Source organism: Nonlabens tegetincola (assembly GCF_002117085.1).
In the GTDB taxonomy this organism is placed as follows: domain Bacteria; phylum Bacteroidota; class Bacteroidia; order Flavobacteriales; family Flavobacteriaceae; genus Nonlabens; species Nonlabens tegetincola.
The window spans coordinates 1,913,965-1,930,010 of the sequence record NZ_CP019342.1 but is presented as its reverse complement, the minus strand read 5'-3'; the positions used below and the strand labels follow the sequence as shown (position 1 = coordinate 1,930,010).

Sequence of the window (16,046 nt, the reverse complement as noted above, 5' to 3'; positions counted from 1 at the left end):
ACAATAAATATGTACACTTCTAGAATAGCCGGAATGGGGAAGTATGTCCCTGAAAATGTGGTGACTAATGATGATCTTTCTAAATTAATGGATACAAATGATGCGTGGATTCAAGAGCGTACAGGTATTAAGGAACGACGTCATATTAAAAAAGGCGATGGAAATTCAACTGCAGTAATGGGAGTGAAAGCTGCCGAAATTGCTCTTGATCGAGCTGGAATATCTAAGGATGAGATTGATTTAATCATTTTTGCAACCCTATCTCCCGATTATTACTTTCCAGGATGTGGTGTCCAAGTACAAGATATGATGGGAATTCACACTTGTCCAGCCCTTGATATACGTAATCAATGTAGTGGTTTTATTTATGGAATCTCTGTAGCTGATCAATTCATTAAAACAGGTATGTATAAAAATGTACTTTTAATAGGATCAGAAAATCACAGCGGTGGATTAGATTTTTCTACTCGTGGTCGCGGTGTAACGGTAATTTTTGGTGATGGAGCAGGAGCCGCCGTTCTTACCCGATCAGAACAAGAAGGTCATGGAGTACTTTCAACACATTTACATAGTGAAGGGAAACACGCGCTAGAACTTTCTCTTAAAGGTCCTTCTACTAACCATTGGGTTCCTCAAATAATTGAGGAGAATCCACAGGAAGATATTCCTTACTACCCATATATGAATGGCCAGTTTGTATTTAAAAATGCAGTAGTCCGTTTTAGTGAAGTGATAATGGAAGGATTGAAAACTAATGGATTGGATGTTAATGATATTGACATGCTTGTGCCGCATCAGGCTAACTTGCGTATCTCACAATTTATTCAAAAGAAATTTCAATTATCTGATGACAAAGTATACAACAACATACAGCGCTATGGAAATACGACTGCAGCCTCTATCCCAATAGCGTTGTGTGAAGCGTGGGAAGAAGGTAAAGTAAAAGAAGGAGATACGGTCGTTCTTGCAGCCTTTGGAAGTGGATTTACTTGGGGTAGTGCAGTAATTAAATGGTAGTTATTTTAGAAAAACTGATCAGTTATTCTATTTGAATTCTTTATATAAACAAAATCCCGAGCCTGCAAGCTCGGGATTTCTAGTTATCGTACAATAACACCAACCATTAATTATGAATTATACGAAACGTTAACCTTTGAATTTTTCTTTTTCAAACAATTCAATTATCAAATAAATCGTAAAGGGTTTATCACGTCCTTCAATTAAAAGACGCTAACTTTGTTGAAATGTTACAGCTTAAATCTTAAATATGTCTAAAAAAACACTTGTATTAGGAGCATCCCTTAAAACAGACCGTTACTCAAACATGGCTATAAATAGACTGGAATCTTATCAGGTTCCTACCGTAGCTATAGGTTTGAAAACTGGTGAGGTTGCAGGAGTAACTATTGATACTGATCAACCACAATATGAGGATATTCACACGGTGACTTTATATTTAAATCCAAAGAGACAGCAGCCTTATTACGATTACATTTTAAGTCTTAAGCCTAAACGTGTCATTTTTAATCCTGGCACAGAAAACCCTGAATTTTATGAAATTCTAAGATCAAATGGTATAGAGGTAGAAGTGGCGTGTACTTTAGTAATGCTAGGTACAAACCAATACTAATTATGTGCTGATTTAGAAGGTAGTAATATTGACGCAATCAATAACAACGAAAAGGTTATTGCACCATTTAATAAAAGAATAAAAAACCCAAATTCAAATCCCGCTTTTTCGGCTAGTACACTCACGGTGTAGGCAATAAATGGAGATATTATCGCTATAACAGGAACGCTGTATCGATGAGGTTTAAGCGAAGTGAGTATTCCAAAGCTAAACAAACCTAAAAGTGGTCCATAAGTGTAACCAGCAAAAACAAAAAGTTTAGTAATTACACTGGCATCTCGAATCACGTATTCAAAACTTACTATCACAAGAATTAATAGGATTGAAAACGCGATATGCGTTAACATACGTACTTTCTTTTGCCTAGATTCAGAGTATTTTTTTTCTACGTTTAAAATATCGACAGAAAATGAGGTGGTAAGTGAAGTTAGAGCACTGTCAGCACTGCTATAAGCAGCGGCAACAAGTCCTAGCATAAATACAAGTCCTAGTCCTATTCCCATATCACTTTGTAACGCAATTGCAGGGAACAAGCTGTCCTTAGAAGCTTGAATGTTTTCCGCTTTGGCAAACGCAGTTAAAAGAACTCCTAGTACTAGAAATAATAAATTAACTATGGTAAGCACAATCGTGAACCAAAACATATTCTTTTGAGCGTCTTTGAGACTGCGACAAGTCAAGTTTTTTTGCATCATATCTTGATCTAATCCTGTCATTACAATTGCTATAAATGCACCAGATAAAAATTGTTTCCAGAAATATTGATCACTTTTCCAATCATCAAAAAAGAATACTTGAGAGTAGTTACTGCTATTTATATAGTCAATTAAGTTATTAAAAGAAGTGAATTCTAGTCTCTCATAAAGGAAATACAAGGCTACACCTACGGCTATAAGCATAAATAAAGTTTGCAAGGTGTCTGTCCATACAATGGTTTTAATACCGCTTTTAAAGGTATACAACCAAATAAGAATAACAGTAAGAGTTACCGTTTGCCAAAATTCAATCCCTACTTGCATAGGATCAAAAACAAAAGTCTGAAGTACGCCTGCCACCAAATAAAGCCTAAAACTCGCTCCTACAACTCTACTCAATAGGAAAAAGCTGGATCCGGTATATTGAGCCGATTTTCCGTATCTATCATTTAAATAGGTATAAATACTAGTTAGATTGAGTCTGTAATACATGGGAAGTAAGACTGTTCCTATTACAAGATACCCTAAGGTATACCCAAGTACAACTTGAAAATATCCCATAGAATCTGCCTCAACATTACCAGGAATACTTATAAAGGTTACACCGCTCAATGAAGCACCTATCATCCCAAAGGCAACTATGTACCATGGTGAAGAACGGTTACCTCTAAAAAAGGTTGCACTATCATTTTTACGACCGACTAAAAAGGAAATACCAATTAGTACGGCAAAATAACCGATGATTGTAAATAATATCTGATTAGGACTCACTAACTTATTTTAATGGCGAATTTACAAAAGACATTGTTAGATATTAGATAGTAAAAACCTATAATTGGAAAATTAAGGTACTGGGTCATGACCACTGCCACCCCATGGATGACAGCTAGAAATACGTTTAATGGCTAGCCAGCCACCTTTAAAAAAACCGTGCTTAATAAGAGCTTCTTTGGAATAGCTAGAACATGTAGGAGTGTATCTACAACTAGCAGGAGTAAAGGGAGATATCGCATTTTGATAAACCCATATTATTCCTAGAAAAGGATATGTAAGCCACTTTTTCAATCTAATTTATTCGTATATAAAATTAAACAAGTTCAACATGAATTAAAAATGTGGCATTTTAATTTCTAGTTTAGAACTATTTATAACTATGCATAAATAGTAATCCCTTTAATCAACTATAATGATAATCATTTAAAAAACGATGCTATCAGTATAGCTTTAAGTCTAAGCGCTTATAAGGTATAAGTAGTTCCGTCTGGACCATCTTTAAGTTGAATTCCAGCTTCTAGTAATTGATCCCTGATTTTGTCACTTGTTGCAAAATCACGATTTGCTCTAGCCTGTGCTCTTAAATCAATTAACAATTGCATAGCTTTATCTAAGTGCTCTGTTTCATCACCAATTAAGGATTCTTGAGAACTTTTTAGACCTAAAACATCATAGAAAAAATCCCTGAAAGTTTGCTGCAATATGGTTAAGTCCTCTTGATTTATAGATTCTGAACCGCTGTTAATTTTTTGAATTAAACTCGCTCCTTCAAATAATTCTGCTACTAGGATAGGAGTGTTAAAGTCATCGTTCATTGCTGCATAACATTTCTCTTTCCATTCATTAATGGAAAAGCTACTAGTTTGAGAAACAGGTAGTTTGTCTAATAAAGTAATAGCTTCATTAATACGATTATAACCTTTTTCAGCCGCTAGGATAGCATCATTACTAAAATCTAAAACAGATCGGTAATGAGCTTGCATCATGAAGAAACGCACTACACTAGGTGAAAAACCTTTTTCCATGAAGTCATTATCACCGGTAAATAGTTCTTTAGGTAAAATGCTGTTACCAGTTGATTTTGACATTTTCTTGCCATTAAGAGTCAGCATATTAGCATGTAACCAGTAGTTTACAGGGCTACAACCGTGTGCTGCTTCACCTTGAGCAATTTCACATTCATGATGTGGAAATTTAAGATCCATTCCACCACCGTGAATATCAAAGGTATCTCCTAAATATTTACTGCTCATCACAGTACATTCTAAATGCCAACCGGGAAAACCATCACCCCATGGGCTAGGCCATCTCATGATATGATCTGGATTTGCTTTTTTCCACAAGGCAAAATCTTGAGCATTTTCTTTTTCATCCTGAGCATTAAGGTCACGTGTGTTTGCGATCATATCCTCTAGATTTCTGCCGCTTAATTTTCCGTAACGATGATCAGTATTGAATTTAACGACATCAAAATAGACAGATCCGTTACGCTCATACGCATAACCTTTGTCAATGATGTTTTTGATAATTTCAATTTGCTCAACAATGTGTCCAGTTGCAGTAGGTTCAATGCTAGGTGGTAAGGCATTAAACTGCCTCATTACGTTATGAAAGTCTAGGGTATACTGCTGTACCACTTCCATAGGTTCTAGCTTTTCTAGTCTAGCTTTTTTGGATATTTTGTCTTCTCCTTGATCGGCATCATCGGTTAGGTGACCAGCATCAGTAATATTACGTACGTATCGCACTTTATATCCTAGATGCTTTAGATACCTAAATATCATATCAAAGCTTATGAAAGTACGACAATTCCCTAGGTGTACATTGCTGTAAACAGTAGGTCCACATACATACATACCTATTCTTCCTGGCGTTATAGGAGTAAAAACTTCCTTCTGGCCATTAAGTGAATTGTAAAGCTTTACTTCATTGCTTTGGTATAATTCCATAATGTTGATTTATAAGGTAAAGATATTAGATGTTACGCTTTCGCGAAAGCGTAATTAATAACAAACTATCACGTAAAGAAGTTGATTCTAGAATTTGGTTTCTAGACTTATGTAATCCAGAAATTCCTTTTTAACTTCTGGCTTTTTAAATTCGCCTCCAAACTCACCCGTAACTGTACTACTTTCAATGTCGCGAATACCTCGACTATTTACGCAAAGGTGTTTTGCATCAATCACACAGGCAACATTCTCTGTTCCAAGAACTCTTTGAAGTTCCCTCACTATTTGGATATTTAATCGCTCTTGCACCTGCGGTCTCTTAGCATAATAATCTACAATACGATTCATTTTTGAAAGTCCAACCACAGTTCCATTTGAAATGTAGGCAACATGAGCACGTCCTACTATAGGTAGTAAGTGGTGTTCACAGGTAGAATACAATGTTATGTTTTTCTCGACTAACATTTCATTGTATTTGTATTTATTGTCAAAGGTGCTTGCCTTTGGTTTTTTATCGGGTCTTAATCCTCCAAAGATCTCATTAACAAACATTTTTGCAACCCTTTTAGGTGTTCCCTGCAGGCTGTCATCGGTCATGTCCATTCCCAATGTTTGTAAGATGTTATGAACATCTTTTTTAATACTCTCTATCTTTTCCTCATCGGTAAGACTAAAAGCGTCTTCACGTAGCGGTGTTTCTTCACTGGACCATGAGTGATCGTGGTTGTTTATATCATCCAAAAGATCTTCTACTTTCATAAAATACTATCGCTTTAAAAGCGTTAAAATGCGGTTGCAAAGATACAACTAAGGTCTTTAATTTAACTAACTAGAGTGGTAGGCGTGTTAATAATTAGCTTACAGTTAACGCTATGTTAATGAAAATTAAGATATTTGTTACTTACTCAAGATTTAATCTAAGTTCAAAGCAATGATTTCTATTAAAAAACTCTTGTTGAGTTTGCTCTTTTTTACAGTGGCAATCACAGCATACAGCCAGGTTCAAACTATTAACATGCCCACCAATGCAACCGAGAGATATGTAGGTTGTAACAATGCTTTTTTAAATGATAGTGGTGGTCCTGCAGGAAATTATGGAAATAATGAAAATGGTGAACTTATTTTATGTCCTATTATTCCGACAGATAGAATGCAATTCAATATTGGACTTATAGATATAGGTCCTAATGATGTTCTAACTATTTATGACGGTGATGATAATACAGCACCTGTTCTTTACACAGGTACAAATACAACTACTGCGCCAGGAGTGATAGAAGCTTCTCCTACTAATTCGACAGGTTGTTTGTTTATCACCTTTGTTTCAGATGGTACAAATACGAATAATGCAGGTTGGAGAGCGACGCGAGGTTGTTTTGATCCATGTCAAACAATAACGCCTTCTATTACAACAACTCCAGCAACCGATGCAGACGGGATTTTAAGAATTTGTCAAGGTACTACTGTGAATTTTGACGGAAGCGCAACTTTTAGTTTAGATGGAACAGGAGCAACATACGAGTGGGATCTAGGTAATGGTAATGGAACAGTAACTGGCCAAATGGTGAGTGAAACGTATGCGAGTCCTGGAATATACAACGTTCAATTTACTGTAACTGATAATATTGGCTGTACTGATAGAGAGGAAATAGACTTAATAATCTTTGTTTCAACAGATCCTGATTTTACGGGTACTCAACCTGATGACACCACCATTTGTTTTGGAGATAGTACCGACATTACTGGAGTAGTTACGCCGGTTGAATTTTCGATAAACCCAACTCCACCTGTCGCAGGACAAACTTTCCTTCCTGATGGTAGTGGTGTTTCCTATCAAACCTGTATAAATGTTGATATTTTTACTCCAGGCGCAGTGGTAACTAATGCATCTGATATCGTAGATATCTTCTTAGAAATGGAGCATTCCTATTTAGGAGATCTAGAGGTGACTATAATTTCTCCAAATGGGCAAACAGCAGTTCTTCATCAATATTCTAATGGTGGCGGAACATTTTTAGGAATCCCAATAGATAATGACTCAGACTTGAGCCCTGGAAGAGGATTTTTATACTATTTTACAGAACAACGAGCAGCGACACAAACATGGGCTCAGGCCGCAGCTGCAAACGCGACTATTCCTGCTGGTGATTATCTTCCATTTGATCCTTATACTAATTTAATAGGAAGTCCATTAAACGGTCAGTGGTGTATAGATATAGTAGATAATTTAGGTTCGGACAACGGTTATATTTTTCAATGGGGTATTAATTTTGATCCAGCAATAATACCAGGTGAGTTCAACTTTACTCCTGGTAGTAGTGCAACGAGATGGTTGCCAGATCCTTCTATTACAGCCACAAATGGTGATGTGATAACAGTAACACCTACTACTGAAGGTCTGAACTGTTATACTTATGAATTTACGGACAGCTTTGGTTGTATTTATACAGAACAGGTTTGTATAACTGTAGAACAGGAAATTCTCGATGCTGCACCAAATGACATTGTTGAATGTGGAACTTTAGGTACTACAGCTGTTGACCTTACAGTTAATACACCTATTGTATTAAATGGTTTAAATCCGGCCGATTTTTCAGTCGCTTACCATAACACCTTAAACGACGCAGAGAATGCAACTAATCCTATTGCAAATCCTAGTGCATACGTAACAACTACTTCTCCAGAGACTGTCTATGTTTCTATTACAAACCTAGCAAATAGTTGTATTGAGGTAGATCCAGCTGGTTTTCAAGTGTCGATTATAGACTTTGGAACAGTAACAATTCCAGATATTAACAGCTGTACGGCTCTTGTTAATTTTGATTTACAAGGTTATGTAAATAGTAGCTTGTCTGGCGGCGGCGGTGGAACGGTAGGAACTAATTTTACGATGACATTTCACACCTCACAGGCAGATGCTACAACTGGAGCAAATCCAATACCGCTTCCTTATAACCAAGCTGCTGGTACTGTAACTATTTGGATAAGAATTGTGAGCACTGCTGATCCTTCTTGTAACGCAGTATTGCCTTTTGATATAACGGTTAATCAAACCATTACTGGTGCGGTTAACGATATAGTGGTATGTGATGATGCTAGCAATGACGGTGTTGAGGTTTTTGATCTTACTACTCAAGATGCAGATGTTCAATCGGTAACTGGTGGTAACGTTACCTATTTTGAAACTCTGGCAGATGCTTCTGCAAATACAAACGCTATTACTAACACTACTGGATACTCAAATATTTCTAATCCTCAAATTATTTACGCGAGGTTGGAAAACCCTATTGATCCATCATGTTTTGATGTAGCACAATTTGCAATACAAGTTGATTATTTAGGAGTGTATAATACAGCCTCTGATATGGTGGTGTGTGATGATGCCACTAATGATGGAATAGAAATCTTTGATTTAACTACTCAAGAAGTTGATATCTTGAATGGTCAAAATCCAGCAGATGTTTCTATAACATACCACCTTTCTCAAGGCGATGCAGATGCTAATATCAATGCTATTGCAACTCCTTCTTCTTACACTAATGGAGTTGTAGGTGGTGAACAAATTTTTGTACGAGTAGAAGGCGTGCCTAATGCTGCTTGTTATACTACTGGAAGTTTCAATATTGTCGTTAATGAATTACCAGTAGCAACCACGCCAAATGATATGACGGTTTGTGATGACGCAAGTAATGATGGGGTAGAAATTTTTGACCTTACCTCACAAGACGCCAGTATTCAAACGGTAACAACTGGAAATGTTAGTTACTTTGAATCAATGGCTGATGCTACTTCAAATACAAATCCAATTACTAACTCAACAGCTTATTCAAATATTTCAAATCCGCAAACAATCTATGCTAGGTTAGAAAATTCTAGCAATACCGCTTGTTTTGATGTAGTTCAATTCGCATTACAAGTTGATTATTTAGGTGTTTTTAATACAGCACAGGATATAATTGTTTGTGATGATGTAAGTAACGACGGTATTGAAATATTTGATTTGACCTCGCAAGAGGTTGATATTCTAAACGGACAAAATCCAGTAGATGTTTTGATAACTTACTATCTTTCTCAATCAGATGCTGATGCTGCGGCTAATGCTATAGCTTCTCCAAGTTCTTATACAAACAGTACAATAGGAGGAGAGCAAATTTTTGTAAGGGTAGAAGGTGTGCCTAATGGTTCGTGTTTTACAACAGGTAGTTTTAATCTTGTTGTTAATGAGTTACCGGTAGCAACAAGTCCTGCAGATCTAGTGGTTTGTGATGATCCTTCTAACGACGGTATTGAGAATTTTAACTTAAGTACACAAGATGCGGTAATTTTAAACGGATTAAACGCAGCAGATTATGTGATAACTTATTTTTCTTCTCAAGCTAATGCTGATTCAAATACCAATCCTTTAAATTCAACAAGTTATGATAATACTGCAGCTACAGAGACCATTTATGTAAGAATGGAAAGTGTGGTGAATGCGACCTGTTTTTCAACAGTTAATTTTGATATAATTGTTAATCCAGCTCCTTCTATTATTAATGGTAATGATTTGGAATTGTGTGATGATATTTCAGGAGATGGTATAGAAGTTTTTGACTTATCTCAAAACGATGCCGTGATATTGAATGGTTTAAATCCTGCTGATTATACTATAACTTATCATGCGTCTCAAACCGATGCAGATTCAGCTATTAATCCTTTAAATACCAATTATTCAAATACTTCCACTTCTGAAACGATTTACGCTAGTGTAGTGAATAATACAACAGGCTGTTCAAATACATCAAGTTTCAACATCACCGTAAATCCAATTCCACAAACGGTTACGGTTTCAGATCTTGAAGTATGTGACGATGATAATGATGGTGTAGGTATGTTTTCTTTAAGCGATCGCACTGCAGAAATAACTAACGGTCAATCGGCAGTAGTAACATTTTATGAGTCACAAGCAGATGCTGTTTCACAAACAAACCCATTAGATGGTAACAGTTACAATAATATTTCTAATCCACAAACCATTCATTATCGATTAGAAAATGCTTCAACCGGTTGTTTTGCTGTGGGTACTTTTGAAATAGAGGCACTTGCAGCGCCTAATGCGTTTGTTGCAACACCACTTGAATCATGTGATGATGGAACTGGAATAGCTACGGTAGATTTAACTACTGCTATCCCAGAGATAACAGGAGGACAAACAAGTGATGTAACCTTCCATGAAACCTCTCAAGACGCCCAGGATGGCATTAACCCATTGAATGCTAATTATGATTTTAGCGGTGATACAACTGTATTCGTTAGGGTTGAAATCCCAGGTTTAGGCTGTGAAGGATTTACCACCTTAGATTTATTGTTTAATGATTTACCAGATCCACAATTACTACCGCAATATATTTTGTGTAGAGATGAAAACGGAGTTCTTATAAATGGACCTGAATTACTTGATACAGGTCTTAATAATCAAGATTATTCTTTTGAATGGACTCGAAATGGTACAATCATAGCTGGTGCATCTGATTCCTTTTTAAATGCAACAGAAGATGGAGATTATGAAGTGGTAGTGACAGACTTGTTTACTGGCTGTCAACAAACTGAAAATACTAATGTACGTTTTTCGGGAATTCCTCTTTCCTATGATGTTGAGGTTACCACAGACCCTTTTGATTTTTCACATAATATTTTTGTAACTACAGAAGGTCCAGATCAATATTGGTTTAGTTTAGACGGTGGACCTTACCAAAATTCACCATACTTTAATGACGTAAGTCCTGGACCTCACACAATGGCAATTGCAGAACGAACTGGTTGTGGTGAAGTAGTTGTAGAGGTGTTTGTATATGGATATCCTGATTATTTTACTCCTAATGCAGACGGCTATCACGACACTTGGAATATTATTGGAGGTGATAGACTACCAGGAACACAGGTATACATTTTTGATCGTTATGGGAAATTCCTAAAACAAATAGCAACCGATGGTCCTGGTTGGGACGGAACTTTTAATGGAGAGCCTTTACCAAGTTCTGATTATTGGTTTAAAATTGAATATCAATTTGAAGGACAATCCGCAGAGGCTACTGGACACTTTGCTTTAAAAAGATAATCTCTTTATGGTATGCATTATTAAAGCCCGCATTTTAAATGCGGGCTTTTGCTTACTAGGTTTTAAAAATTGCTTGTTATTTATTTGATTACGCTTTCGCGAAAGCGTAATAACTAAACACTACCAAGCACAATAATTATAAAAATCATTTAATCCTAGGCATAAAAAAAGCTGCATCTATCGGAAATGCAGCTTTTTTCTTGTTAAGAGTTAACCTGTTATAAATTAAATCCTAAGGTTAATACGATATTAGTTAGGCTGTTTTGTACGTTCCCAGAGGTATCTAATCCTCCAGAAGCAAGGTTTTGAGAGAAATCTTGTTCGGAGTAATCATAAGACAAATCTAGAACCGTATTTCCCCATGAATATCCCAAACCTAAACTATAACCTGTAAGATCATCCATAATACTTTTATCCTTGTAAGGCGAATCAATCATTCTATAACCACCACGCAGAGACCAATTTTTAACGCGATATTCTCCACCTATTCTCAAAGTGGTAGCTGTGTCTAGATTGTTGGAAATAAATTGGTTGTTTTGAGAAAAAATGAAATCGTTTTCTGGAGAAAACTTCATATTCGTGTAATCTCTTATACCGTAGTCCAGACTTATAAGCCCTTTTTTGCCAAAAACATAACTAGCACTTGCCATCCAACTTCCTGGAAGCCTTAAATCGTAAGGGGCAAATAAGTTTTCTACTCTAGGAGCAACTATAGCATTAATGTTAGCTCCTGATGCTTCGATCTCCTGAACTAAATTATCTTCAATAGTATACCATGTTGGTGACTCATAAGACAAACCTAGACGAAATTGCTTTGTAACCTTTGCTATCGTACCTAATTGAAAACTTACGCCACTACCGTCTGTTCTTAATACATTGTCAAACCTAGTTCTAGAAACATTACCATTGCTGTTTTCGGTTGCGCGAGTAAACTTTTCATTAAATAAGTAATGAATATTTACATTAAGACCTAAGCTAAATTTATTATCAATTTCTAAAGCTCCGTTGAAAGATGTTTTGTTTTGATACCCATTAGAGTCTTCAAAATATGTCTGGTTGTATGGACCATTACCAGTGTTTGATACGTAATCAATATTATTTGGGTCGGTATCATCAATAGCGTTTATTATAAAAGCTTCATATCCTAAGAAGGCTTGTTGTGCGTCAAAACCTACATTTTCTCCAAGGAACCTATAAAGACCGCTTACTGTTTCTCCATTTTGTAACTGTAAATTGTCAAGAGTAATACCGTTAGCGTTATTCAAAAAATATTGAGAGATAGAAGTGTCACTTACGCCATTAAAAAAGAGCCTAGTATCATAATTTCTTAAAGCGTCGTAATTGATACCTAGAGAAAATTTAGTAACGCCAGATTCATTGTTGCCTTCAAAAACTAGAACACCACCTACCTGATTGATAGTTACATCAGTACTGCCATCATTTGAAGTGCTTCCAAAGTAATCTGTGTCGGCATCTTGATTAAATACATTTAAACCTAATGAAACGTAATTATTTGCAAATACTGTTGAACCAGCAGGATTTACTCCAATTGCAGATAAATCACCTCCTAATGATCCCATTGCTCCGCTAAGAGCTCTAAATCTAGCTGTTCCATATATATCTTGTGGAGTGTAAGTAAGTCCTTCTTGAACAGATTGAGCGCTTGAAAAAAGCGCACCCAGTGCGAGCGCGCCTATAATTATTGCCTTTTTCATATAATTTAACTTTCTAATTATCCTCTACGACCTCTCGAGCTTGATGAACGTCCACCACCTGAAGATCTACCACTAGATCCTCCACTTCTCATTCCTGAGGATCTTGAAGAGCTACCACTGCTTCTCATACCTGAAGAACGGCTTGTTCTAGAGCTACCAGATCTCATTCCGCTACTACGAGAACTAGAACTTCTTGTTCCTACTCTGGTACTACGAGTAGAGCTTCTTGATGTTCTTGAAATACTACTATTTCGAGAGGTTCTACTACTTCTAGATATCGAACTACTTCTTCTATTTGAGGTGCTTCGGCCAGAATAGTATCTACCATTTGTGGTATTGCGACTTCCATAAGCAGCTCTACCTCTTGTATTTGGGTTTAAGCTATAACCTCTTAAAGATCTACTTCCGTTTACATAGGCGAAATTATTTCGGTTATAACCCCATCCAAAATTATTTCCGTACCATCCATTTCTGTAAGCCCATGCACCGTTCCAGCCCCATCCAGGTCCGAAACCAGCATTCCAACCCCAAGCGTTCCAGCCCCAGTTGTTCCAGCCCCATCCAGGACCAAATCCTGCATTCCAGCCCCAATTATTCCAACCCCAAGTAGGACCGAAGCCGGCATTCCAGCCCCAGGCCCAGTTGTTCCAACCCCATCTAGGCCCAAATCCTGCATTCCAACCCCAAAAACCATTGTCTATATAATTGATTGATATTTGAGTGGGACTTTCTCCCCATGCAGGACTACCACCACCATAGGTAGCTGTAGCATCTGGATTTGAAGAATCATAACTACCTCCAGAATATGATTCCACATCAGTAAATACGCTGTCGACTTCAAAGTTATTCCCAAATTGTTCACCTTCTTGTTCAAAAAGTCTTTGATAGTAGCCCGCGCTGTCATCTTGATATGTAGGAGTGTTATCAACTTTTACCGATTCTGATTCACCATAAATGCCATCGTTATAAGAAACATTGTCATAGGTACCACATGAAGATATGATTACACTAAGAGCAATAAGCATGCTCGCAGAAATCCATTTTTTTCTAAAATTGTAATTGATACTCATAACTTTTGATTTTTTTGATAGCATTTGATAAAAATAAGTAGTTTTGCTATCCTAATAATAAGGATTAACAAACTTCTAATCTAAGCACAATATTTGTGCCAAAAAATTAATAAATGTCTAAAAACCTAACAAGTAGAGCAGAGGATTACTCCAAATGGTATAATGAACTAGTGGTAAAGGCTGATCTTGCAGAAAACAGTGCTGTAAGAGGATGTATGGTTATCAAACCTTATGGGTTTGCTATTTGGGAAAAAATGCAAGCAGAGTTAGATCGTATGTTTAAAGAAACAGGTCATCAAAATGCTTATTTTCCTTTGTTTGTTCCTAAAAGCCTGTTTGAAGCGGAAGAAAAAAATGCTGAAGGTTTTGCTAAGGAATGTGCTGTAGTAACTCATTATAGACTTCAAAATGATCCTGAAAATCCAGGAAAATTAAGAGTAGATCCACAAGCTAAATTGGAAGAGGAGCTGGTTGTGCGACCTACCAGTGAGGCGATCATATGGAATACTTATAAAGGATGGATTCAAAGTTATAGGGATCTACCTTTATTAATAAATCAATGGGCCAATGTTGTTAGATGGGAAATGAGAACAAGGCTGTTTTTAAGAACTGCAGAGTTTTTGTGGCAAGAAGGTCATACTGCTCATGAAACTAAAGAAGAAGCGATTCAAGAAGCAGAGTTAATGAATAATGTTTACTCTGATTTCGTTCAAAATTTCATGGCGATTCCAGTGGTTAAAGGTTTGAAAACTGAAAGTGAACGATTTGCCGGCGCTGATGAGACTTATTGTATTGAAGCTCTAATGCAGGATGGTAAAGCTTTACAGGCAGGTACTAGTCACTTTTTAGGTCAAAATTTTGCCAAGGCATTTGATGTTAAGTTTACCTCTAAAGAAGGAAAGCAAGATTATGTATGGGCAACGTCTTGGGGAGTTTCTACTAGATTAATGGGTGCTTTGATTATGACTCACAGTGACGATAAAGGTTTGGTATTACCTCCAAATCTGGCACCAAATCAAGTTGTCATAGTACCTATATATAAAGGAGAAGATCAATTGAAGGAAGTTACAACCGTTGCAGATGAGATGATGAAAGATCTTAGGTCACTAGGAGTAACTGTTAAATATGACAATCGAGATACCTTAAGACCAGGAGCAAAGTTTGCACAGCATGAATTACAAGGAGTTCCATTAAGAATTGCGATTGGCGCAAGAGACATAGCAAATGGCACGGTAGAACTCGCTAGAAGAGATAACCTGACTAAAGAAGTGGTTCCTTCTGAAGGAATAGCCATGCGTGTGAAAGAATTGCTCAAAGAGATTCAAGAGTCATTGTTTAATAAAGCATTAGATTTTAGAGATAATCACATTACTAAAGTTGAAACATTTGATGAGTTTAAAAAAGTTTTAGAAAACAAAACGGGCTTTATAAGTGCTCATTGGGATGGCACGGCAGAGACAGAAGATAAAATTAAAGAACTGACTAAGGCCACGATTAGGTGTATCCCTCTTGATGCTAAGGAAGAACAAGGAACTTGCGTATTCTCTGGGAAACCTAGTACAAGAAGGGTATTGTTTGCTAAGGCTTATTAGGGATCTAATTAATTGAAATTGAGAATAGTAAAAATAATTTGAAAAATTTATTCATTTTTTTTACTTAATAGTTTGGCAAATCGTAAAAAGCTCTTATTTTTGCATCCGCTAAACGAGCAAAACTCAATGGCCCGTTCGTCTATCGGTTAGGACGCCAGGTTTTCATCCTGGAAAGAGGGGTTCGATTCCCCTACGGGCTACAATAAAACAAGTCTTTAGATAGACGATTTTTACAAAGATTATGGCAAATCACAAAAGTGCTTTAAAAAGAATTAGAAGAAACGAGACAGCTAGACTTAGAAATAAGCACCAGCACAAAACAACTCGTAATGCTATCAAAAAATTACGTGAGACTTCTGATAAAGGAGCTGCTGAAAAATTATATGTTGAAGTATCATCTATGATTGATAAATTAGCAAAAAAGAATATTATTCATTCTAATAAAGCAGGTAATTTAAAGTCAAAACTTGCTAAGCACGTTAATGCACTTTAATTAGTAGCTATTTAAAAAAAATCAAAAGCTC

At 36.5% G+C, this 16,046-nt stretch carries 11 protein-coding genes and 1 tRNA gene; 6 read left to right on the top strand and 6 right to left on the bottom strand.

The window, feature by feature from the left end:
* Positions 1–9: 9 nt before the first annotated feature.
* Together BST91_RS09145 and BST91_RS09140 are read left to right on the top strand one after the other, a co-directional pair.
* Positions 10–1,017, top strand: a complete 1,008-nt coding sequence (locus BST91_RS09145) for a 3-oxoacyl-ACP synthase III family protein (RefSeq protein ID WP_060523933.1) — start codon at positions 10–12, stop codon at positions 1,015–1,017.
* Positions 1,018–1,267: 250 nt separating this feature from the next.
* Entirely contained in the window at positions 1,268–1,630 is a 363-nt protein-coding gene (locus tag BST91_RS09140; protein WP_060523935.1) for a CoA-binding protein, read from the top strand.
* On the opposite strand, the gene BST91_RS09135 is transcribed toward BST91_RS09140, so the two are convergent.
* The 4 genes from BST91_RS09135 to folE all read right to left on the bottom strand — a co-directional run bounded on the left by BST91_RS09135 (position 1,627) and on the right by folE (position 5,807).
* Positions 1,627–3,096: a sodium:solute symporter gene (locus tag BST91_RS09135; protein ID WP_085775221.1), complete on the bottom strand. Its 1,470-nt coding sequence runs from the start codon at positions 3,094–3,096 to the stop codon at positions 1,627–1,629. The genes BST91_RS09140 and BST91_RS09135 overlap by 4 nt on opposite strands.
* Before the next feature lie 72 nt (positions 3,097–3,168).
* Positions 3,169–3,390 (bottom strand): membrane protein insertion efficiency factor YidD, encoded by a 222-nt coding sequence (yidD, locus tag BST91_RS09130; protein WP_042277375.1) that lies wholly within the window; start codon positions 3,388–3,390, stop codon positions 3,169–3,171.
* Positions 3,391–3,563: 173 nt separating this feature from the next.
* A complete protein-coding gene (gene cysS / locus BST91_RS09125) occupies positions 3,564–5,048 on the bottom strand; it encodes a cysteine--tRNA ligase (protein WP_085775220.1) in 1,485 nt (494 codons plus the stop codon).
* An 87-nt stretch (positions 5,049–5,135) separates the two neighbouring features.
* Entirely contained in the window at positions 5,136–5,807 is a 672-nt protein-coding gene (folE, locus tag BST91_RS09120; protein ID WP_085775219.1) for a GTP cyclohydrolase I FolE, read from the bottom strand.
* Positions 5,808–5,979: 172 nt separating this feature from the next.
* Here folE and BST91_RS09115 point away from each other — a divergent pair, with 172 nt between their 5' ends.
* Positions 5,980–11,145: a T9SS type B sorting domain-containing protein gene (locus BST91_RS09115; RefSeq protein ID WP_085775218.1), complete on the top strand. Its 5,166-nt coding sequence runs from the start codon at positions 5,980–5,982 to the stop codon at positions 11,143–11,145.
* 218 nt (positions 11,146–11,363) lie between these two features.
* On the opposite strand, the gene BST91_RS09110 is transcribed toward BST91_RS09115, so the two are convergent.
* Entirely contained in the window at positions 11,364–12,860 is a 1,497-nt protein-coding gene (locus BST91_RS09110) for an OmpP1/FadL family transporter (RefSeq protein ID WP_085775216.1), read from the bottom strand.
* Between the two features lie 17 nt (positions 12,861–12,877).
* Positions 12,878–13,930, bottom strand: a complete 1,053-nt coding sequence (locus tag BST91_RS09105) for a hypothetical protein (RefSeq protein WP_157546935.1) — start codon at positions 13,928–13,930, stop codon at positions 12,878–12,880.
* Between the two features lie 113 nt (positions 13,931–14,043).
* On the opposite strand from BST91_RS09105, the gene proS reads away from it, so the two are divergent.
* From proS to rpsT, 3 genes are all read left to right on the top strand, one after another.
* A complete protein-coding gene (gene proS / locus BST91_RS09100) occupies positions 14,044–15,522 on the top strand; it encodes a proline--tRNA ligase (RefSeq protein WP_085775214.1) in 1,479 nt (492 codons plus the stop codon).
* Between the two features lie 128 nt (positions 15,523–15,650).
* Positions 15,651–15,722, top strand: a tRNA-Glu gene (locus tag BST91_RS09095).
* Positions 15,723–15,763: 41 nt separating this feature from the next.
* Positions 15,764–16,015 carry a 30S ribosomal protein S20 gene (rpsT, locus tag BST91_RS09090; RefSeq protein WP_042277382.1) on the top strand — a complete coding sequence of 84 codons (252 nt, stop codon included), beginning with the start codon at positions 15,764–15,766 and terminating at the stop codon, positions 16,013–16,015.
* The last annotated feature ends 31 nt before the right edge of the window (positions 16,016–16,046 follow it).

What these genes read in the sequence shown, in the direction of transcription:
- BST91_RS09145 (WP_060523933.1), top strand. Translation starts at nt 10, where the DNA reads ATGTACACTTCTAGAATAGCCGGAATGGGGAAGTATGTCCCTGAAAAT.
- BST91_RS09140 (WP_060523935.1), top strand. Translation starts at nt 1,268, where the DNA reads ATGTCTAAAAAAACACTTGTATTAGGAGCATCCCTTAAAACAGACCGT.
- cysS (WP_085775220.1), bottom strand. Translation starts at nt 5,048, where the DNA reads ATGGAATTATACCAAAGCAATGAAGTAAAGCTTTACAATTCACTTAAT.
- folE (WP_085775219.1), bottom strand. Translation starts at nt 5,807, where the DNA reads ATGAAAGTAGAAGATCTTTTGGATGATATAAACAACCACGATCACTCA.
- BST91_RS09115 (WP_085775218.1), top strand. Translation starts at nt 5,980, where the DNA reads ATGATTTCTATTAAAAAACTCTTGTTGAGTTTGCTCTTTTTTACAGTG.
- BST91_RS09110 (WP_085775216.1), bottom strand. Translation starts at nt 12,860, where the DNA reads ATGAAAAAGGCAATAATTATAGGCGCGCTCGCACTGGGTGCGCTTTTT.
- BST91_RS09105 (WP_157546935.1), bottom strand. Translation starts at nt 13,930, where the DNA reads ATGAGTATCAATTACAATTTTAGAAAAAAATGGATTTCTGCGAGCATG.
- proS (WP_085775214.1), top strand. Translation starts at nt 14,044, where the DNA reads ATGTCTAAAAACCTAACAAGTAGAGCAGAGGATTACTCCAAATGGTAT.
- rpsT (WP_042277382.1), top strand. Translation starts at nt 15,764, where the DNA reads ATGGCAAATCACAAAAGTGCTTTAAAAAGAATTAGAAGAAACGAGACA.